The 21,816-nt window shown below is 47.1% G+C and carries 19 protein-coding genes; 15 read left to right on the forward strand and 4 right to left on the reverse strand.

The genetic code is table 11. The annotated features are described in order from the left end of the window. Position 1 precedes the first annotated feature (1 nt). Both tgt and queA read right to left on the reverse strand, forming a co-directional pair. A complete protein-coding gene (gene tgt, locus PKH29_05205) occupies positions 2 to 1,141 on the reverse strand; it encodes a tRNA guanosine(34) transglycosylase Tgt (GenBank protein ID HNX14234.1) in 1,140 nt (379 codons plus the stop codon). Positions 1,142 to 1,155: 14 nt separating this feature from the next. Further along, positions 1,156 to 2,181, reverse strand: a complete 1,026-nt coding sequence (gene queA / locus PKH29_05210; GenBank protein ID HNX14235.1) for a tRNA preQ1(34) S-adenosylmethionine ribosyltransferase-isomerase QueA — start codon at positions 2,179 to 2,181, stop codon at positions 1,156 to 1,158. 199 nt (positions 2,182 to 2,380) lie between these two features. Between queA and asd the strand changes: the two genes are divergently transcribed. The 5 genes from asd (at position 2,381) to PKH29_05235 (ending at position 6,542) form a co-directional block, all read left to right on the forward strand. Next, the gene (gene asd, locus PKH29_05215; GenBank protein ID HNX14236.1) at positions 2,381 to 3,460 is read left to right on the forward strand and encodes an aspartate-semialdehyde dehydrogenase; all 1,080 of its coding nucleotides are present in this window, start codon (positions 2,381 to 2,383) and stop codon (positions 3,458 to 3,460) included. Between the two features lie 57 nt (positions 3,461 to 3,517). Beyond that, positions 3,518 to 4,411 carry a 4-hydroxy-tetrahydrodipicolinate synthase gene (dapA, locus tag PKH29_05220; protein HNX14237.1) on the forward strand — a complete coding sequence of 298 codons (894 nt, stop codon included), beginning with the start codon at positions 3,518 to 3,520 and terminating at the stop codon, positions 4,409 to 4,411. Between the two features lie 128 nt (positions 4,412 to 4,539). Beyond that, entirely contained in the window at positions 4,540 to 5,298 is a 759-nt protein-coding gene (gene dapB / locus PKH29_05225; protein ID HNX14238.1) for a 4-hydroxy-tetrahydrodipicolinate reductase, read from the forward strand. 2 nt (positions 5,299 to 5,300) lie between these two features. Next, positions 5,301 to 6,020, forward strand: coding sequence for a hypothetical protein (locus PKH29_05230; protein HNX14239.1), 720 nt, complete (start codon positions 5,301 to 5,303; stop codon positions 6,018 to 6,020). Positions 6,021 to 6,269: 249 nt separating this feature from the next. Next, the gene (locus tag PKH29_05235) at positions 6,270 to 6,542 is read left to right on the forward strand and encodes a zinc-ribbon domain containing protein (GenBank protein ID HNX14240.1); all 273 of its coding nucleotides are present in this window, start codon (positions 6,270 to 6,272) and stop codon (positions 6,540 to 6,542) included. Positions 6,543 to 6,625: 83 nt separating this feature from the next. Here the strand turns inward: PKH29_05235 and tlp are convergent, their stop codons facing one another. Together tlp and PKH29_05245 are read right to left on the reverse strand one after the other, a co-directional pair. Then, complete coding sequence (tlp, locus tag PKH29_05240) at positions 6,626 to 6,853, reverse strand: small acid-soluble spore protein Tlp (protein HNX14241.1); 228 nt, start codon at positions 6,851 to 6,853, stop codon at positions 6,626 to 6,628. A 112-nt stretch (positions 6,854 to 6,965) separates the two neighbouring features. After that, the gene (locus tag PKH29_05245; protein ID HNX14242.1) at positions 6,966 to 9,098 is read right to left on the reverse strand and encodes a hypothetical protein; all 2,133 of its coding nucleotides are present in this window, start codon (positions 9,096 to 9,098) and stop codon (positions 6,966 to 6,968) included. A 159-nt stretch (positions 9,099 to 9,257) separates the two neighbouring features. Between PKH29_05245 and PKH29_05250 the strand changes: the two genes are divergently transcribed. The 10 genes from PKH29_05250 (at position 9,258) to PKH29_05295 (ending at position 21,764) form a co-directional block, all read left to right on the forward strand. Beyond that, the gene (locus tag PKH29_05250) at positions 9,258 to 9,956 is read left to right on the forward strand and encodes an anaerobic ribonucleoside-triphosphate reductase activating protein (GenBank protein HNX14243.1); all 699 of its coding nucleotides are present in this window, start codon (positions 9,258 to 9,260) and stop codon (positions 9,954 to 9,956) included. A 128-nt stretch (positions 9,957 to 10,084) separates the two neighbouring features. Continuing rightward, a complete protein-coding gene (locus tag PKH29_05255; GenBank protein ID HNX14244.1) occupies positions 10,085 to 12,451 on the forward strand; it encodes a ribonucleoside triphosphate reductase in 2,367 nt (788 codons plus the stop codon). 153 nt (positions 12,452 to 12,604) lie between these two features. Beyond that, entirely contained in the window at positions 12,605 to 13,537 is a 933-nt protein-coding gene (locus PKH29_05260) for an FAD-dependent oxidoreductase (protein HNX14245.1), read from the forward strand. A gap of 18 nt (positions 13,538 to 13,555) precedes the next feature. Further along, positions 13,556 to 14,386, forward strand: a complete 831-nt coding sequence (locus tag PKH29_05265; protein ID HNX14246.1) for a PHP domain-containing protein — start codon at positions 13,556 to 13,558, stop codon at positions 14,384 to 14,386. Positions 14,387 to 14,667: 281 nt separating this feature from the next. Continuing rightward, entirely contained in the window at positions 14,668 to 15,729 is a 1,062-nt protein-coding gene (gene rsgA, locus PKH29_05270) for a ribosome small subunit-dependent GTPase A (GenBank protein HNX14247.1), read from the forward strand. Then, positions 15,720 to 17,087 (forward strand): GNAT family N-acetyltransferase, encoded by a 1,368-nt coding sequence (locus PKH29_05275; GenBank protein HNX14248.1) that lies wholly within the window; start codon positions 15,720 to 15,722, stop codon positions 17,085 to 17,087. The genes rsgA and PKH29_05275 overlap by 10 nt, the downstream gene beginning before the upstream one ends. A gap of 117 nt (positions 17,088 to 17,204) precedes the next feature. After that, positions 17,205 to 17,708: a hypothetical protein gene (locus PKH29_05280; protein HNX14249.1), complete on the forward strand. Its 504-nt coding sequence runs from the start codon at positions 17,205 to 17,207 to the stop codon at positions 17,706 to 17,708. 33 nt (positions 17,709 to 17,741) lie between these two features. Further along, positions 17,742 to 18,734 (forward strand): hypothetical protein, encoded by a 993-nt coding sequence (locus PKH29_05285; protein HNX14250.1) that lies wholly within the window; start codon positions 17,742 to 17,744, stop codon positions 18,732 to 18,734. A gap of 15 nt (positions 18,735 to 18,749) precedes the next feature. Beyond that, entirely contained in the window at positions 18,750 to 19,952 is a 1,203-nt protein-coding gene (locus tag PKH29_05290; GenBank protein ID HNX14251.1) for a trehalase family glycosidase, read from the forward strand. A 72-nt stretch (positions 19,953 to 20,024) separates the two neighbouring features. Then, entirely contained in the window at positions 20,025 to 21,764 is a 1,740-nt protein-coding gene (locus PKH29_05295) for a zinc-ribbon domain-containing protein (GenBank protein ID HNX14252.1), read from the forward strand. The last annotated feature ends 52 nt before the right edge of the window (positions 21,765 to 21,816 follow it).

The following is a 21,816-nucleotide window of genomic DNA, read 5'->3' on the forward strand; positions in this document are numbered from 1 at the left end:
TTCAGATACGTTTATCAAGCTTTTCGGTAAGAGCAGGATATCTGTCATAAAATGTCTCTTCGTCAAGCATATTTCGGATGTCGGCAAGCAAGTGATTATAAAAACTCAGATTGTGGATTACCGCAAGGCGCATCGCAAGCATCTCTTCGGCTTTGAACAGATGGTGCAGATAGGCGCGTGAAAAGTTTTTGCAAGTGTGACATCTGCAATTTGTATCGATTGGAGCATCGTCGTTTTCATATTTGGCGTTAAACATGTTGATCACGCCTTCAGAGGAGAACAGATGTCCGTGCCTTGCGTTGCGCGAGGGCAGTACACAGTCGAACATATCAATTCCGCGTGCGACCGCGTTCAGGATATTACCCGGTGTGCCGACGCCCATCAGATAACGCGGCTTTTCAAGCGGCATATGCGGTTCGATCGTTTCGATGATGTCGTACATCATCTCGGCAGGCTCTCCGACCGCAAGCCCCCCGACAGCGAGTCCGTCAGGGTTGATATTGGCGGTCTGCTTCATATTTTCGATGCGTAAATCCTTGAAGGTTGCGCCTTGATTGATTCCGAATAACATCTGGTCGGGGTTGACCGTATCGGGCAGTTTGTTCAAGCGGGCGAGTTCGATTTTGCAGCGTTCCAGCCAGCGCACGGTCCGTTCGCTCGAGGCCTTGGCATAGTCATATTCGGCGGGGTTTGCCACACATTCATCGAACGCCATTGCGATTGTTGAACCAAGGTTGGATTGGATCTGCATACTCTCCTCGGGTCCGATAAAGATTTTACGCCCGTCGATGTGGGAGGCAAAGTGCGTGCCCTCCTCGGAAATTTTACGCAATTTTGCCAACGAAAACACCTGAAAACCGCCGCTGTCGGTCAGAATCGGGTGCTGCCATCGGGTGAATCCTTGCAGCCCGCCCGCATTTTTTACAATTTCGTCTCCGGGGCGGAGATGCAGGTGATAAGTGTTGCACAGCATCACCTGGCAGCCGATTTGTTCAAGGTCAAACGCGTCCAGCCCGCCTTTGATTGCCGCCGCCGTGGCGACGTTCATAAAACAGGGTGTTTCAAAGCTGCCGTGCACGGTCTCAAAGTGACCTCTGCGGGCACTGCCGACGGTTTTTATAACCTTGAACTCATTCTTCATGCCGCATTCTCTCCCTATATGAATAAACAAGCGTCGCCGAATGAATAAAAACGGTATTCTTCCTCAATGGCGTGTTGATAGGCTTTCAACGTGTTCTCTCTGCCCGCAAACGCCGAAACCAACATAATCAGCGTGCTCTCCGGCAGATGAAAATTTGTAATCAACCCGTCGATGACGCCGAATTGATATGGCGGGTAAATGAAAATATCTGTAAAGCCGATGTCATTTATAATTTTGCCGTATTTCCGATACACCGATTCCAGTGTTCTGCAGCTTGTAGTTCCGACCGAGATCACTCGTCCTCCGGACTGTTTGGTGCGGTTTATCGTCTCTGCCGCTTGTTCGGGCAGCACATAATATTCCGTGTGCATCAAATGTTTCGTAATGTCGTCTTCCTTTACGGGACGAAACGTACCGACACCGACATGCAAGGTAAGATATGCGATCGAAACGCCTTTATCTTCAAGCGATTTTAAAAGTTCGGGCGTAAAATGAAGCCCCGCAGTAGGTGCGGCTACCGAACCGGGTTCTCGGCTGTAAACAGTTTGATAACGGTCGGGATGATTTAAATGCTCGTGAATATAATGGGGCAGGGGCATTTCGCCGATCTTGGCGAGCAACTCCATAAAGTTGCCGGCGTAGAATAGTTTTACCAAACGATTACCATTATCCAACACTTCCAAAACAGTTGCGCGCAGTTCATCGTCCCCGAAAATGAATTCCGCACCGGGTATCGCTTTTTTGCCGGGTTTGGTCAATACCTCCCATGTATCATTTCCTCGATCACGAAGAAGCAAAAATTCGATTTTACCTCCGCCTGTGGCGGTTTTTCCATAAATTCTCGCAGGCAGTACTTTGGTGTCATTTAACACCAGACAATCGCCTTTATTTATAAATTCGCCGATTTCATAAAATCGCCGATCTTGGTATTCTCCCGTGTTTTTATCGACGACAAGAAGCCGGGAAGCTGAACGGTCAGCGATGGGGGTCTGTGCGATTCGCTCAGGCGGGAGATCATACCAGAAGTCATGTTTGTGCATTTTAAGCCCCGTTTTCCGTTTGACATTGATGCGTTTAGATGATAAAATACTGTCAATCAAAATATCGGCCGCATATACTTATTTTGCGGCGCTTTGATTATACAATACAAAAAAGAAAAACACAATCGGCAGAGGAACCGAGATGAAAGTTTGAAAAATAGATTTTTCAAACTAAATATACAGAAGGATGGTCTTGAATATGAAAACCTATCGAGTGGGCATTTTGGGATGCACGGGCATGGTCGGACAGCGCTTTTGCTGCTTGCTGGCAAAACACCCTTGGTTTAAAATCACTGCGATAGCAGCCAGCCCCCGTTCCGCCGGTAAAAAATACGCTGCGGCGGTCGGCGAACGTTGGGCGATGCCCTGCGAAATCCCCACAGAAGTCGAGGATATGACTGTGCTTGACGCATCAGATATCAAGACCGTTACATCGATGGTCGATTTCGTGTTCTGCGCCGTCGATATGAAAAAAGATGAGATCAAAGCGCTCGAGGAGGCCTATGCCAAAGCTGAGTGTCCGGTGATTTCGAACAATTCAATCAATCGCACCGTCGGAGATATTCCGATGATTATTCCGGAACTCAACCCTCACCATGCCGATATTATCCCGATTCAACGCAAACGCCTTGGCACCAAAAAAGGTTTTATTGCGGTGAAATCCAATTGTTCGATCCAAAGCTATATCCCCGCTTTGATGCCGCTCGATCCCGTCTACGGGCTCAAAGATGTGTTGGTTTGCACCTATCAGGCAATTTCCGGCGCGGGCAAGACCTTTGACTCCTTCCCCGAGATGGTCGACAACGTGATTCCGTATATCGGCGGCGGCGAAGAAGAGAAGAGCGAGGTCGAACCGCTCAAAATTATGGGTAAAATCATCGACGGTAAAATCGTACCCTCTTCAAACGTCAACATCACCGCGCAATGCATCCGCGTACCGGTCACCGATGGTCATTTAGCGGCGGTATTTGCACGTTTTGAAAAGAAACCAGACCTCGATCAGATTAAAAAGATTTGGTACGAATTCACCGCAGAACCGCAAAAACTCCATCTTCCGTCGGCTCCGAAACAGTTTTTGCACTATTTCGAAGAACAGGATTATCCCCAGATCAAACTGCACCGCGATCTCGAAAACGGCATGGCGGTTTCAATCGGCCGTCTGCGCGAGGATTCTCAGTACGATATCAAATTTATCGGTCTTTCCCATAATACCCTGCGCGGGGCAGCGGGCGGCGGCGTCCTGTGCGCCGAACTGCTCTGCGAAAAAGGATATATCTGAGCAAAGCATTGGGGCGATCCTGTGTGATCGCCCATAAATCTACATAGGAGTGATCTTATGAAAAAGCTGATTTTCAAAGGCGCGGGCGTCGCCATTGTCACACCGTTTAAACCAGACGGCAGTATCAATTTTGATGTCTTTTCAAAACTGATTGAATTTCAAATCGCAAACGAAACCGATGCAATTATCGTATGCGGCACAACCGGTGAGTCGGCAACCATGACAAATGACGAACAGGCGCGGTGCATAGAATTCGTTGTCAAAAAAGTGAACGGGCGGGTACCGGTCATCGGCGGTGCAGGCACCAACAACACCGCACATGCACTGGAGCTGGTAAAAACCGCAGCCGGATTAGGCGTTAATGGTATTTTAAGCGTGACGCCGTATTATAATAAAACTACGCAGGAAGGGCTTTATCGCCATTTCACCGCGATTGCGGACGCCGCGGGTGATGTTCCGGTCATTGTTTATAATGTGCCGGCCAGAACCGGGCTGAACATCATGCCCGAGACCTATGCCCGCCTCGCCAAGCACCCGAACATCAACTCGATCAAAGAGGCTAACGGCAATTTACCTGCAACGATAAAGACCCTCGATTTATGCGGTGACGAAGTCTATATCTACAGCGGCGAAGATACCGTGATTATCCCGATGCTCTCAATCGGCTGCATGGGCGTTATCTCGGTGCTTTCCAACATCTGCCCAAAAGAGACGCACGACATGTGCTCACTATGGTTTGCGGGCAAAGTCGAGGAATCTGCAAAACTGCAAATCAAATACAGCGACCTTGTCGCGGCGTTATTTTGCGAGGTCAGTCCAATTCCTGTCAAAACAGCGCTTAAACTCATGGGCTATGAGGTCGGAGATTGCCGGCTTCCGTTATGTGAGATCGGCGAGAGCGCGAAAAAACAACTTGTCGCATCAATGCAAAAGTTCGGCCTGATCGGCTGAACGTAGTTGTCAATATCAGTGCCTTTTAATAAAGTCGAATGCAGCCTGAGTTGGAAATTGTGATATAATATTCATTCTTGTCCGGATTGCGTTATTCGTATCCAGATTCGAAAGGACGTAAATGAACAATGACGGGAATACTCATCAGCGGTGTCAACGGAAGAATGGGGTCAATGGTTGCGGAAGTTGTCTCTTCCCGCAAGGACTGCTTTGTCTGCGCGGGAATGGATATCAATACTGCCAAAAAACAGGATTTTATGGTTTTTGCACCGGGGAAATATGAGGGCGAAGCCGATGTCATCATCGACGCTTCTTTTGTCGATGGCACACCGGCACTGCTGGAATATGCAATCCGCCGCAATTTGCCGTTAGTCATCATGACAACGGGTCATAACGATGCACAGATGGCATTAATCAATGAAGCTGCAGCAAAAATCCCGATATTTAAAAGCGGTAATATGTCGGTTGGGATTAACATCCTTTCCACACTTGTCAAAAAGACCGCAGAAATAATCGGAGAGACCTTTGACATAGAAATCGTTGAAGCACACCATAATAAGAAGGTTGATGCGCCGAGCGGAACCGCGCTGATGCTTGCAAAATCCGCAAGTGAAGGCCTGAAGGAGATGCCGGTTTACACTTATGACCGGCATCTGCAGAAAAAAGCCAGAGACCACGAGGAGATCGGCATTCACAGCATCCGCGGCGGTACGATTATCGGCGACCATTCGGTAATTTTCGCCGGAGAAGATGAAGTTTTGACACTTTCCCACAGCGCCGGCAGCAGAAAAATGTTTGCTGCGGGCGCAGTCAATGCCGCGTTGTTTTTGGTTCAACAAAAACCCGGTCTGTATGATATGAACAATTTAATCGGAGGACTTTTATAAATATGAAAATGAGCTTGCATTTGATAATGAAAAAGGTTTTTATTTTTGTTGTTTTATTTGCTGTAGTCATATTATCCGGCTGCTCAAAAGTTTCGGTTTCGAAGGTTTCGGAGGCATCAAAAGCCTCGGCGGTATCTAATAACAGTAGAGTTTCCTCAGTGAGATCGACGCTAAGTTCTCCTTCAAGCGGTGTTTCTCTTACCAATGAAAACTCATTTGAAGTCAACTTGATGACGACTACCGACTGGCAGGCGTTTGAGGATGCCGGCAGTTCCGGAAAAAAAGCCTTTGCATTATCTTTTCCTGATAACTGGATCCGCGATGCCGAGGGCGCTTCCACTTTCCATGATAAAAACACCGGCATCAAAGTTTTCGAAGCTGTGGCGGTGGTAAAACTATCTGCAGGATTTGATTTCACCGGTAGCTTTTTAAAGAAGAACTTCGAAGACTCGTTAGCCGGTACTTCGGTGATCGGTGAAATTAAGATTGGGAAATTGGCAACGTCAAATGGTGAAAAGACTTACGCGATGGTCATCCAAAGCGTTGTTCCGGAGGGCGGGGGAGAAATCCGAATTGATCGCTGGTACCCTTATTTTTGTGTGATCGTTGACGGCGATTATGCTTACAGCATGCAGTTTTATAGTTTGGCCGATCCGACTTCGGGCAGTAACGGTTCTGCGTTATTCCTTGATATTTTGAAAACATATAAGGGTATTTCTTAAAAAAGTTGCACAGATAAATTTTTACAAATTATGCACATTTCATAAAATTCATCCCAAAAAAGCCCATAAATGCTGAAAATTTACAATAATAAACAGATCGGCTTAATGCACCTGTTGACAAGGTGAGAGCTTTGTGATACTATTTTCGCATGCCACTGATCGAATGCGAATGTGTTCCCTTGGTGTGTTTCACACGGGTGTCAATGCTGTTGTATCCGCAGGGCAAATTATTTAAAGCGAGGAAAATCCATGTACGAAGACAAAACTCTTATTTGCAAAGATTGCGGCGCTGAGTTCGTGTTTACAGCTGGTGAACAGGAATTCTATGCTACCAAAGGCTTTGTAAACGAACCGCAGAGATGCAAGTCCTGCCGTGACAACCGCAAGAATGCCGCCAGAGGTGAGCGCGAGATGTATGATTGCACCTGCGCAGAGTGTGGCGCTACGTGCAAAGTTCCGTTCAAGCCGCGTGACGACCGTCCCGTGTATTGCAGCGATTGCTTTGCCAAGAGAAAGGCCTAATCGCCTAAAATGCATTTAAAGGCCCTGCCGAAAAGCAGGGCCTTTGCGTTTTTAACGATGCTGATTCCTCCGTTGAAAACGGTTTATTCATATCCTTTTTGGCTGTTTTTCGATTCATCCTTGATTTCTTCCCGCATGTCTCTTAAGGCAGCGCTGCGGCGTTTGTTTTTATCTTCAAGTTCATTTTTAGTCTTTTGTTCGTCGCTCTTTGCCATCATATCGCGGGCTGCTTCCATATTGCTCAGTGTGCTCGTAATGGCTTTTTGAATTTTTGTCGCATTATCTCTTCGATCATCCGGTTTGCTTTTCATATCTGCTATATGCTCCTCTTCCTTAAATAAGGTTTTCATGAATAATTGTTTCCGTTGTTTACATTAAAATACGAGGAAGAATTTAAAATCATAAGTTGAGAAAATGACCGTGCTATACAATTTTGTAGCTTTTTGATTGAAATATCGATTTAAAATCCGATTCTCCCCGGAAATCAATATGAATAGTTCTGTCTCTCCGGCAGGCTGTGATGTCCAAAACGAGACCACACCAGGCAATATTTGTGACTTTTATAAAATCCAAGCATTCCGGAATGTTCGGTTCAATCGTCACATGATCGGCTTTGGGTTTATATCCTAAGAACCCGTAGAGGATGGACTGCATTGGCAGTAAAGACTCAAAGAACTCCGAAGTAATGCCCAAACCTCCGCCTACATTGCCGCCCTGCAAATTCAGCTTTTTACTTTCATAATAGGGTTTATATCCTCCGGATCTGCAGACCTCATCATACCAGTCGAGAATTTCGACTAACCGCTGCCAGGCGTCATCAGCTCCGTATGTCTTAATCCTTGCCATCAGGTCGAAATAGGAAAACGCGAGTGCAGCGCCTCCGTTTTGTATCTGTTCACCGAACTTTAAATCATCGGCGTTATAGCCGAAAAACCAATAATCGCGGTTATTAATCGTGTTGATAAGCGGCGCAAAAGTATAGCGATAGATTTCCGATCCCTGTGCAGCATCACCATCTAACATGCGTCTTCCGCTGATCCAATCCATCACCGAGCGAAAATGCTCTTCGGTTGAAAGCCCGGAATGCAGAATTTCCAAATTCGAAAGAATATTACCCACATCGTGGGCGATACCGTGGATATCGATCCCGCTGACAAAACGTCCGGTTTTGTTGTTGAAAAAGAGCTCGTTGGCTTTCTGTCTGACATCTTCCCGATGACTGATTAAAAAATCCGGATCATACGCCAGATAATCCTCCTCAATATTCCATTCGGGATGCTTTAGAATCATCTTTTCAATATCGATCATCTGACCCAGTGCGTCGTAATAATAAGCCGTGGCATATGCGTCGTAATAGCCGTACGGCAAAATATCCAGCCAATTGTTCGGGATGCTGCCGCTGCAGTCCCTGGCACGTTTTCCTGAGCTGTCGGTCCGGATGGGGCTTGTGCCGTCGTGACCCACCCAGGTGGTCTTCACAACATTTTCTTCGAGCGTGTGGTGGTCATGCATAAATCCCCGCAGTGCAAGCCGCATACGGGTAATATTACGTCGCAGAAAGTCGAGGTCTCGGGTCTGATTAAAATAATCTGCGCAGCCCTTTAAATAGCTCGTGTTATTGATATTATGCCTGGTGTCATAATGCGAAAACAAAGCAATCACGGTCAATACGCCACCCGGTTCACGGTTTCCGAGTGATATACGCAGTTTTTTAATGATCCCTTTCCATCCCGGATGCCGATAAAGCGGCAGCATTGGGTAGGATCGATCAACAACATCCTCATCGTTCTTCAGCTCGTCCCGGTTGGGGCAAGGTGTAAAGTACATTTTATTTACAGCTGTATAATCCTCGTCATTTTCGGTTTGCCATTCCAAATACGGCTCGTTGTAGCTGATATTCTCTCCGTACCAGCGAATCTGCATAAACGGCGTCTGGCGGGTATCGATTCGGCAGTCCGGCGTGGTAAAAGATGCGAAAGATTTATTCACGCTCAGGTGAAGTCCCTCTCTGTCAACGTCCTTGTTATCGAAACCATAATTGGTGAAACCTTTATCGTCAGTCAGATTCTTCGGACTGAAAGCCATTCCGTTCGGCGTCCCGTGTTCACCAGGTTGATTGTGAAAAGAAAAATGCCATCCAAAGCCACCGTCACCGCTTGTCCAGAGCGGAAAAGGCCATGCGCGGTTGTGAGTATAAAAGACCCCTTGCCGCGTCTCGACATAGCCGTCCGGCCCGATTTGGCGGGTCAGAAGCGACTTTTTCCACAATGTCTGCATTCTGTGTCGGATATTATCGGTCTCTACTGCTGGCCACAACTCGCATTGGCACATCCAATCGTCCCAGAGGGTGGCTTTCGGGCCGCTGGGAAGCTCCGGATACATCGGAAAGCCGTCGTACCCTTTGAGCCAGACGTCCCACTCAGGACCGTAGGGCAGGGCATGCTGCCACATCAGATTGCGGGCGAGTTCGGAATATCGTTGCTTGTCCCCGAGGAAAAAACGCGGGAAATCCTCCGGCGGCGGCACGGGTTTATCGGCATTTTTATATTGCTTCATAAATGTCTCCTTGATGGATTCAAGATAATTTTACTATAGCATTTCACATCTTTCGAGTCAACGCATCCCGGATCACATAATTCTGTTTGAATTGAAAACCGATTAAATGTGTGTTATGATAAACATATAAGATTTTTATAAAGCGATGGGAGAGAAACCATGAACATACGCGGAATTCAAAAAATGACTCTGATCGATTATCCCGGACAAATCGCCTGCACCTTGTTTACGGGCGGTTGCAATTTCCGCTGTCCGTTCTGTCATAACGCCGGTCTCGTGATCAATCCCAACGACTCTGAAATCATATCGGAAGATGAAATTCTAAGATTTTTAAAGAAACGCGTCAATCTGCTCGACGGCGTTTGCATCTCAGGAGGGGAACCGCTTTTACAAAGCGATATCAACCGATTTGCCGGTGATATTAAAAAGCTCGGATATGCTGTGAAAATCGATACCAACGGCGCATTCCCCGAACGATTGAAAGAATTGGTCGAGAGCGGAAATATCGATTATGTCGCAATGGATGTTAAAAATTCGCAATCAAAGTACGCCATGACCGTTGGTACCGATGATTATTTTTTGCCGGCCGTCAAAAAGAGCGTAGAGTATTTGAAATCCGGCGTGATCAATTTCGAGTTTCGCACAACCGCCGTCAGGCAGTTTCATACCTCGGTGGACTTTGATGAAATCGGTAAATGGATTCAAAGCCCGCACACTAAATGGTATTTGCAAAATTTTTGTGATTCGGGAAATATTATCGGCAAGGGCTTTTCGGGATTTAAGCGTTTTGAGCTCGAAAACTTTCTTGAAGTCATGAAAAAATATGTCCCGCACACCGATTTGCGTGAAATTCGATAAAACTATATGTAGTATTAAATTAAAAAATATTTTCAACATATTGTGTTTTGGGTATTGACAGACCTCAATGCCTGTGTTATTATGGCTTTACCGGTTTCACCGAAGCATATTTTAAAAGGAGAAAAGCCATGTATCAGGTTATCAAAAGAGACGGGAAAATTGTCGAATTTAATATCTCAAAGATATCAGCGGCAATTACCAAGGCCTTTGAGGCACAAAACAAACAATACAATTCCGACATCATCGACCTGCTGGCTTTAAAAGTTACGGCGGACTACGAGCCCAAGATTAAAGACGGAAAGGTCAGCGTCGAAGACATTCAGGACAGTGTCGAAACAGTTCTGATCAAATCAGGCTACGACGATATCGCCAAGTGCTACATCCTTTATCGCAAGCAGCGCGAGAAGATCCGCAACATGAAGTCCACGATTCTGGACTACAAAGAGCTGGTGGACAGCTATGTCTATTTGACCGACTGGCGCGTTAAAGAAAATTCCACGGTTACCTATTCGGTCGGCGGATTGATTTTGAGCAACTCCGGCGCAATCACGGCGAATTATTGGCTGTCTGAAATCTATGACGAAGAAATCGGCAGCGCTCATAAAAACGGCGATATGCACATCCACGATCTCTCGATGCTCACCGGTTACTGCGCCGGCTGGTCGCTGCGTCAGTTGATCAAAGAAGGCCTCGGCGGTATTCCCGGTAAAATCACGTCCTCCCCGGCAAGCCATCTTGCCACACTGTGCAACCAGATGGTCAACTTCCTTGGCATCATGCAGAACGAATGGGCGGGCGCGCAAGCGTTCTCCTCGTTTGATACCTATCTCGCGCCCTTTGTCAAAGCAGATAGCCTCTCGTTCCGCGATGTCAAAAAGTGCATCGAATCTTTCATTTTCGGCGTCAATACACCCAGCCGTTGGGGCACTCAAGCGCCTTTTTCTAATATCACCCTCGACTGGACAGTCCCGAACGACCTCGCCGAATTGAATGCCATTGTCGGCGGCAAAGAGATGGATTTTAAATATAAAGACTGTAAAAAAGAGATGGACATGGTCAATAAGGCGTTTATCGAGATCATGATTGAGGGTGACGCTAACGGACGCGGGTTCCAATATCCGATCCCGACCTATTCAATTACCCGTGATTTTGACTGGTCCGACACCGAAAACAACAAGCTGCTGTTCGAGATGACCGCCAAATACGGCACTCCTTATTTCTCGAACTATATCAACAGCGATATGGAGCCCAGCGATATCCGCAGCATGTGCTGTCGCCTGCGCCTTGATCTGCGCGAACTGCGTAAAAAGTCCGGCGGTTTCTTCGGAAGCGGCGAGAGCACCGGTTCGATCGGCGTCGTCACGCTCAATATGCCGCGTATCGCCTATCTGGCGACCGACGAAAAAGACTTTTACCGTCGTCTCGACAAGATGATGGACATCGCCGCGCGCTCCCTCAGCGTCAAGCGCACGATCATCACCCGTCTGTTAAATGAGGGTCTTTATCCCTATACCAAACACTATCTCGGAAACTTTGACAACCACTTCTCGACCATCGGCCTGATCGGTATGAACGAGGCCTGCCTGAACGCCAAATGGGTTCGCGAAAATCTGACCCACGACAAAGCCCAGCAATTTACCAAGGATGTACTTAACCATATGCGCGAGCGCCTGTCCGATTATCAGGAGCAATACGGCAATCTCTATAACCTTGAAGCCACTCCGGCGGAATCGACGACTTACCGCCTTGCCAAGCATGACATCGCGCGTTATCCCGACATCATCACCGCCGCAGAACCCGGCTGCACGCCTTATTATACCAATAGTTCGCACTTACCTGTCGGCTACACCGAAGACATCTTCGAAGCGCTTGACATTCAAGACGAACTTCAGACACTGTATACCTCGGGCACGGTTTTCCATGCGTTCTTAGGAGAAAAGCTGCCGAGTTGGCAGGCCGCTGCGGCGCTAGTCAAAAAGATCGCAGAGAATTATAAACTCCCGTATTACACCCTCTCGCCGACCTATTCGGTCTGCCGTACCCACGGTTATCTCGAGGGCGAGCAATTCGAATGCCCCGAATGCGGCGAAAAGACCGAGGTCTACAGCCGTATCACCGGATATTACCGCCCGGTGCAGAACTGGAATGACGGCAAGACGCAGGAGTTCAAGGACCGCAAGCTCTACGATATTCCGAATTCCAAACTGAAAACCGAGGGCAGGGCACCCGGAACCGATAAAGCACCTCAGCAAGCGGCCAGCTGCGACGGCGATTCGATTCTTTTGTTTGCGACCAGAACCTGCCCAAACTGTAAAATAGCCGCGACTCTTCTCGACAAAGCAGGGATCCAATATGAAAAGCTTTATGTCGAGGAGAACAACCAGCGGGCAAAAGACCTTGGATTGAAACAAGCCCCGGCTTTGTTAGTCACCAAAGACGGCAAAACCGAACGCTACCTCAATGTCTCGGAGATCAAGCGCTATTTAGGCGCTTAGCGGGCGTAGCCTGCATACGGCATTCTGCCGCTTACAAACGCGTTGAAGTATATGCGAAATTTAACTTTGTAGCGCGTTTCATACCTTGTGTGTTGAATGTTTCATTCTTCGTAATATCCGCACCTTTCATACCTTCGAAAGGATATATAAAATATGTATGACATCATCATTATCGGCGGAGGTCCTGCCGGACTGACGGCGGCAATCTATGCCCGACGCGCCAATAAAAGCGTCCTCATCCTTGAAAAAGACGGTTTCGGCGGTCAGATGACGCACTCTCCGAAAATCGAGAATTTCCCCGGTTTCACCCAAATCAGCGGCAACGAGCTTGCCGACAAAATGGTGGAACAGGCAATGGCACTCGGCGTTGATATCGAAATCGAAGAAGCGCTCGAAATCACCGCAGACGTCAATTTAAATAAAAAGATCGTCAAAACCGATTTCGGAACGCATGAGTGCTTTTGTGTTATCACTGCGATGGGTGCCAAACACAGGCTGCTCCGTGTTCCGGGCGAAGACAAATTTGTCGGAGACGGTATCTCGTTCTGTGCGGTCTGTGACGGCGCATTTTATGCCGGAAAACGCGTAGCGGTCATCGGAGGCGGCAATTCTGCTTTGCAAGAAGCCATTCTGCTTTCGGAACTCTGCTCTGAGGTGACCATCATCCAAAACCTCGACTTTTTGACCGGTGAGGAAAAGCTTCAGGAATCCGTGCACTGCAAAGCGAACGTTAAAATCATTTTAGGTACGGTTATCAAGGAGTTTTTCGGAGAAAATGAGTTCGAAGGGTTGGTCACGCACCGCGAGGCGGACGGTTTTGAAGAGACCCTCAAATTCAACGGCGCTTTCGTCGCCATCGGACTTGCGCCCGAAAACGGCATCATAAAAAACTTTACCAAGCTTGATAAAGCCGGATACGTCATTTCCGACGAAAATTGCCTGACCGATGACGAAGGCATATTTGTCGCTGGCGACTGCCGTACAAAACGAATTCGTCAGATCACAACTGCGGCGGCGGACGGCGCAACGGCCGCACTTGCCGCTTGCCGGTATCTCGACCATCAAAAGGAATGCACTGTCAAATAAAAATAAAGGAGCAATCATTTGAACCTGCCATACGCCGATCTGCATATCCACTCATTCTATTCTGACGGAACCATGTCTCCCGAGGAGATTCTCAACGAAGCGGTGAAAAACGGCGTCGGTCTGCTCGCGGTTGCCGATCACGATATCTTGAAAGGGTCTTCGCAATTGAAGGCCCTTTCTCTGTTTTCCTCGGTCAAATGCATTTCCGCCGTTGAGATCGATACTTACGACCACGGAGAAAACGTTCATGTTCTGGCCTATGATCCCGATTTTTCAAACACCGAGTTTATTCGTTTCGTAGAACAGACAAGAAAAAAGTTAGATCAAATCAGCGAACGTTTGATTGAACGCATGCAGCAGGAAATTTCGAAAGTTTCCGTGGAGGAATTTCACCGATTCGTATATCTGACGTCCGGCGGCGGCTGGAAAGCGCTGCACTATCTTTTGTCAAAAGGTCTGACAACCGAGTTAACGGAAGGTATTAAATACTATTCGCAGTTCGGCTGTACCTATGAGCAAACTGGTTATGACTCGGTCGCAGAAGTCTGTCGCGTCATCCATGCGGCGGGCGGAAAAGCAATACTTGCTCACCCCGGCCAATATCGTTTTGAAGAACCCTTGAATACGGTTTTGGAACAGTATCTTTCCGACGGCATCGACGGGCTCGAGTGCTATTACCCGAAGCACAGCGAGGAATTGACTGGGCAGTGTTCGGCATTTTGCCGTCAGCACCAATTGATGATCACAGCCGGTTCGGACTGCCACGGCACATTCACCGGTGCGCCGATCGGTTCAACAAAAACCCTGATTTCCGCACTACAGCTCGGAAATTTGGCAGAAAATGCTTGACAAACCGCTTTTACCTGTGCTACTATAACTCCGGAAGTGAACCCATAGGGTATCACCTACTATTTTGAACTTTAACCGAGGAGGGATATGCATGAAAGACACGATCAATTTCGGCAACACAAATATCATGACAAATGCCTGCCTCGGAAATTGCGATTAAACGATAACTACACATATCGTTCAATCCAGATCCGCAGTTGCAAGCTGCGGATTTTTTCGTGTCTGTGTGCGCCGAAATCGTGTTTTAATCGAAACGGCAGGCCCGAAGGGGAAATAAACCAATGTCAGACATCCGTTTATATTTTAACGGATATAATTCACTAAGCGAATACCCGAAAAACCTCGCACGGGTGACCGCAGTACAACGTGAGCGGTACGAAATCTTCTGCGAACAGGGCGAGACCTTTGCACGCCTAAAAGGCAGTGCCTTCTTTTGTAAAGACACACTCTATCCCACGGTCGGCGATTTCGTCACCATCGTCTACAACGAACTCGGCGATTCGCTGATCACCGAAACACTCGCGCGTAAAACCTTCTTTTCTCGTGCCGACCCGGACCCGGTCAAACCCGCTCAGGCCGTCGCAGCCAATTTCGATTACGTCTTTATCCTCAGTTCACAAAACCGCGATTTCAACCTCGGGCGGCTTGAGCGCTATCTCACGCTGGCCTACCACAGCGGAGCACAACCGATCGTCGTTTTAACCAAATCCGATCTCTGCGACAATCCCGAGGAGCACATACAGGCCGTCAACGAAATTTCGTTCGGTGTTCCGGTGCATTCGATCAGCGTTGTCACCGGTGAGGGTATGGATGCTTTAGGCGAATACCTGAAACCGGGAAAGATGATCGTTTTCCTCGGTTCTTCCGGCGTCGGAAAATCCAGTTTGATCAATGCGTTAGCCGGAGAAGAACTGATGGAAATCGGCGAAATCCGTGAGGACGACGACCGGGGCAGGCACACGACCACTCACCGCCAGTTGATGTTATTAAAAAACGGCGTCATGGTCATCGATACGCCCGGTATGCGCACCATGGGCATGTCCGACGCCACCGACGGTCTTTCGGGGTCGTTTTCGGATGTCGAGGCATTTCTCGGGAAATGCCGCTTCGCCGATTGCAAACACCGTAGCGAACCCGGCTGCGTCATCCGAAATGCCATTCGGACAGGAGTTCTGACGCAGGAGCGTTGGGAGAGCTTTGAACGTTTAAAGCGCGAAACCGGTTACGGAGAGCGCAAAGCCCGCCTGACCGCCAACCGTTATGAAAAAAACGCCGAGCGCGAAAAGCTGGAACGCCTGAAAAGCAAGCAAAAGAGCAGGGAGGATGACGACCGATGGATATAAACTATATTCCGCTTGATCAAAACAACCCGGAGCAGTTCGCAATATTTTGCGAACTGCTCACGGAATACGACGCCGAGATCGATCATAAATCGTTAGCCGAACAAAACAAAGAGCGGATTAAACGAATAGCCATGTATATTTTCAAATGTGCAGAGCGGGAAGACAGTTGGCTGGAATTACTTTATGTGAAGAGTAATCTCATCGGTTTTCTGTTCTATGAAGTCGACGACGGCTCATATGGAGCACCCGAAACCCTCGGTTATGGCTTTATCCGCGAGTTTTATATTCGCCCCGAATACCGCAGGCACGGCTTGGGGAGCATTTGCTTTGAAAAAATTGAAAATACCTTCCGAAAACGATGTGTAAAGCAGATGTGGCTTACGTGCGAAACCGAAGCAGGCGCGCCGTTTTGGCGATCTCTCGGCTTTTTGAATACCGAAAAACGATGTCAGAAAAACGATATCGATATCTATGTAAAGCCAATTGGATTTACACGTGCTGAAAAAGAATTGTCCCATTTCGGCGTTCGTTTCAGCGAAATTCAGGAGCTTCAAGACAAAGACGGCGTGTATGTCTACCGCATCAAAGGTGAAACACCGTACGTATTAAAGTGCTTCGAAAATGCCGAACATAAGCGCGAGATTGAATACTATCGGCTGCTTCAATCCCTCGGCATCAAAACCGTCAAAGTGATCGATTCCAATGAAAACGCACTTTTGATGGAGGACATCTCCGAAAGCAAAACCCATCGGTTAGCGGCAAAAGGAGACATGGAAGACCCCGACATCATGCGGGTATTGGCGAAATGGTACAGCGAACTGCACACAAAGGGCAGGCCGTATGTCCGCGATTTCGGTGCAAAATTATATTGCGAGACCGACGACATCACACCTGAAAATCTCCGCATGGTCAAAGAAAAGACCCAAACGGCGAACGACCCGGTCTGGGCATTGATTGAAGAGCATTACGGTAAACTACGGGAATTGATTGACGACACACCGAAAACGTTGACTTACAACGACTTTTACTACACCAATATGGTTGTGGCTAAAGATAAGAGCGAGGCTTACATGTTCGACTATAATTTTCTCGGAAAAGGATTTCCCTGCGCCGACCTCATCAATGTCACATATGATCTTTCCGATTCCGCAAAAACGGCTTTCTTAAAAGAATACGGTGTATATGATTCGAAAGAGATGTCACTGGCCCAAATCACCGGAATCCTGTTTACTTTGATCTTCGCCTGTAAACGACGTGAAGTAATGCCCGATTGGGCAAAACAGGAACTGAAAAAATTGACCGATGGCGATTTATATTCCCTATTAAAAACCTTTTTAATTTTAATTCAGGTACAATAATTCACACCGGATTTACGCTAGAACGCGCATTTTCGGTGTTTTCCTTTTTAAAAAGGTTTTCTTTCCATGCGATTTGTGATATGATAATAGAAATCTGTCCGAAAGGGAACGAAACATATGAAAGCGATTATCTTTACATCAAATACGGGATATACGCGCAAATACGCGCAAATAATGTCGCAAAAGACCGGATTTCCGGCTTATGAGCTGTCGCAGTCAAAACATTTATTATCCGAATTGGACGAAGTTGTCTTTATGGGCTGGATGATGGCGGGTTCTGTGCAAGGGTATAAAGAAGCGGCAAAACACTATAAAATTATCGCCGTCTGTCCTGTCGGGATGGCTCCGAATGCGGACGGCATCGGGAAAAAAGCCGCTGAGACCTTTGAGCAGCGCGGAACGCCCGTTTTTTATCTTCAGGGCGGTTTTGACATAAAAAAGCTGCACGGGATTTATCGATTGATGATGAAGTTCATGATCAATCTCGTCAGTAAAAAGATCGCCAAAAAACCGGAGAAAACCCCGGCAGACCTCGAAGCATTGAGTGTATTCGAAAACGGATTTGATGCCGTAAAGGAAGAAAATCTTACACCTGTGATTGAATACATTACAAAAAAATAGTGTATACCGACAGTGTACGGAGGAGTAACCGGTATGAAAACAGTATTACACCAGACCGATCTGTTTCATTATCACCAGGACCCCGACGACCATTGGGATTTGGCCTGTCAGTTCGCGCTTGCCTATCTCGGCGAAATCGATCTCAAAGGCATCATTATCGATTATCCCGAAAACAATCCATTCGGAGATCCCGCGCTCTTGTCAGTTGGGCAATTAAACCGCATCACGGGAAAATATGTCCCCGTCGGCACAGGCCTTTCGGCGAAGCAGATAAAAGAGCGTGATCAAATCAGAAATAACGGTGCGATCCGGTTAATTTTAGATACGCTTAAAAACTCTCCGGAACCGATATCTATCCAAATGGTCGGCTCTTGCCGGGATGTCGCCGTTGCTGCGCAGGAAGCTCCTGAATTGTTCCGAGATAAATGCAGCGGGATCTATCTGAATGCGGGGAGCGCATTTGAATCAGAACACCTTGAATTTAACGTTTCGCTCGATCCCACTTCTTATCGTGCCATGTTTGAGCTTCCTTGCCCGGTCTATTGGTCGCCATGCTTTGAAAAACTCGGCGTCAATAAGGGCGAAGGGATTTACGGCACGGTCTTTCGGTTCCGCCAGGACATGATTTATAACGACCTTTCACCGTCGGTGCAGCGCTATTTCGATTATGCCATTGGCCGGGAAGACAGCCGGAAATGGCTGCGATATCTCGAACGACCGGCTGATGAGAAAATCTCTGCCTATGTTAAAAATGAAATCCGTCATATGTGGTGTACCGGCCCGATTTTTCACGCTGCCGGAAAAACCGTCACAACGGAGGGCGAAATCACCGATCTGTCAAACCTGTCCGCACAGTCGATTTTTAAATATGTTCCAATCAAAATTACCTGCACTCGAGAGGGCAGAACCAGTTGGCAAGAGGCCAAAGAGCCGACCGATCGGTATATTTTCAAAATCACCGACAAAAGCAAGTATCAGAATGTCATGATCCGTGCAATGAAAACATTACTGTGTAAACTGCTTTAAGAAAGAAGTATAAAAATGACCGATATATCAAAAGAAGAAATTTTAAAACAATACGAAACCGTATTGAACCGTATAAAAAACATCCATATCAAGTGTTTTCCGGGGCATCCCGAACCCGTGTTTTTAATCTCGGATGCTTATCCTGGTGTCTGGCTGGAACACGCCTACGACGCAATCGCCTGGGCGGATTTTTGCCCGGAGATGGCTTTTGTTGCCCGCGCACAAGTCAATCTGTTTCTCGATAATCAAAAAGAAGATGGGCAGTTCCCGTGCTTTGTGCTGGACGAGTCCAACCCGAATACCAAAAATTACGGCCACCTGATCGGCTTCGGCCAACTGCAGGAGTGCGTCTCTTTCACGCGCCTGTGTTATGAAGCGGCTCTGCTCAACCGGGACGATGAATTGATGGAACGGTCTTATCGGAAATGCGTTGCCTGGGACGCTTGGATGTGCCGCAGCCGCATGACAACTCAAAACCGCCTTGTCGAACTTTTCTGCCTGTTTGACACCGGCCACGACAATACCGACCGACTCGCCGGAATTAGGGGCGGCTGTCCGAATGGAGACGCCAAAAACTGCAACGAGAGCGATGATTTACCCTTAATCGCGCCGGATATGAACGCGGTTTTTTACGGTTCCCGTATGGCATTGGCGGATATGGCAAACCATCTCGGGAAGACGAAAGAGAGCGCGGTATGGCGCGAAAAAGCCGATAATGTCAAGCAGGCATTGATCGAAACTTGTTATGATCCCGAAGACGAATTTTTCTATGATGTTGATCGGCATGGCAACAAGCGCAAATATAAAACGATCCATATCTCCAATTTGTTTTGCGAGCATGTGTTGGATCAATATATGGCTGATAAAATTTATCATCGGTACCTTAGAAACGAAAAGGAATTCTGGACACCTTATCCAATGGCTTCGATGTCAATATCCGATCCCAACTTTAAAAAAGAGCGCGAAGGCAATGACTGGAGCTATTTTTCGCAGGGCTTGACCGCATTGCGCGCCTTGCGCTGGATGAATTTTTACGGGTACGGAGCGGATTTGGAAGACCTGATGTGCATCTGGACGGATGCGCTGGTTCGTTCTCAAACCATGAAATTCTCTCAGGAGCTTGATCCGTTTACCGGAGAGATGTCCAAGGGTTGTGAGTGGTATTCCGCAACAATGCTCTTTTTTATCCACAGTGTAAAGCGGCTTCTTGGTAAATAAAACGCCAATCATTGACAATTCGCTATAAATCGTCTATAATGTTCTCACAAATTAAAATTTGGAGGGAACATCATGTATTGTCCGAATTGCGGTTCCGAGTTGTCCGACAGCGCCAAGTTTTGCCATACCTGCGGACAAAAAATCATTTCCGCAGAAAAATCAGCTGACGTACTGCTTTCATCAAATACACCCGCAGTAGAACAGATACATATTACCGAATCCAAAAAGAAAAACAAACCGACCGGAATCATCATCGGAGCGGCTTCGGTTGTCGTTGTGTCAATCGTAGTTGTTGTGATCATCCTCACCGGCGGTTCTCCGGAATATAAAAACGCTGTCACGCTGATGAAATCGGGGCAGTATCAAGAGGCGATTGCGGCTTTCACAGCGCTTGATCCCGAATATAAAGACATCGGTGAAAAAATCGAGGAATGCAATAACATCATCGCTTATCAAGCCGCAACCGATCTGATGAATTCGGAGCAATATCAGGCAGCCGCGGACACGTTTCTTGCACTCGGGGACTATCAGGACAGCGCTCAGCTCGCTCAAACCTGCACGCAAAACGCCACTTACGAAAACGCGTTGGCGGCAATGAATGCAGGAGATTACGAGACCGCAAAAACCGCTTTCCAAGGTCTCGGCACCTTCAAAGACAGTACCGCAATGTTGGCGGAATGCGAAAAGGGTATCAAATATAATCAGGCAGTCGCCTTGATGCAGAGCGGCGATTATGACAGTGCAAAGGTCATTTTAAAATCCCTTGGAGATTATAAAGACGCAAAAGAATTGATTGAGCAGGGCAGCCTCGAACAGCGATACGAAAAGGCGTCAAATTTGATGGATGACGGGGATTACGAAAAGGCAATGACGATTTTTCTCTCTCTCGGCGATTACGAAGACAGCGCCTCAAAAGCGAAAAAATGCAAAAATATCATCGATTATAACACCGCGAAAAAGCTTTTTGATACAGGAAATTATGAGGCCGCAAAAACCGCATTCGACGCACTGGGGAGTTATACCGATGCAAAAGAGATGGCGATAAAATGTCAAAATAATATTGATTACAATAAAGCGGTCGCTTTGAAAGCATCCGGGGATCTTGAAGGAGCAGCAAAAATATTTATCACACTCGGAAACTTCAAAGATTCATTCAATCTCGCAAAAGAATGTCAATGCTCGGTGGATTATAATAAAGCGGTTGGCTTGATGGGGCAAGGTAATTATACGGGGGCTGCCGATTTATTAAAATATGCCGCTTCTGTCAATTATAAAGATTCCAAACAATTATTGTTGGAATGCACCAGCAGAGACATTTATTTCGAAGCGGTAGCCGCTTTTAATTCTAAAAAATTCTTTACCGCTTATAAATTATTCGGTAAAATTGCAGATTATAAAGACGCTGCGGATTATGCCGACAGATGTATCCAAAACAAACCGTCCACCGGCGAATTATATCATAATAATTCATACTATCAGGCACAAAACGAAGTCACAATTATATCGAATGTCAGTAAAAGCATCTACATAAAAATTTATTCGGGTACAACGCTTGTCTCTACAATCTTCTTTAACGGGAAAGGATCGGTTACGATCTCACTTCCGAATGGATCGTATAAAATCAAGGAGGCTTACGGAGATACTTGGTTCGGGACGGAAGAGATGTTCGGCGATAAAGGATCTTATGCAATTTTGACTTTTAACGGAGGTTCCGAGACACTTACTCTTTCAAATAATATTTTAAAACTGACAATCGGTACTACATCTGGAAGTAATGTAGGAAGCAATGATCAAAATTGGAATAATTTCTAAGGGTCTTGACTAGAACAGAGGGTTATCACGGAACAATTTCAAGAGGATGTGG

The organism is Oscillospiraceae bacterium (assembly GCA_035353335.1).
Lineage (GTDB): Bacteria > Bacillota > Clostridia > Oscillospirales > JAKOTC01 > DAOPZJ01.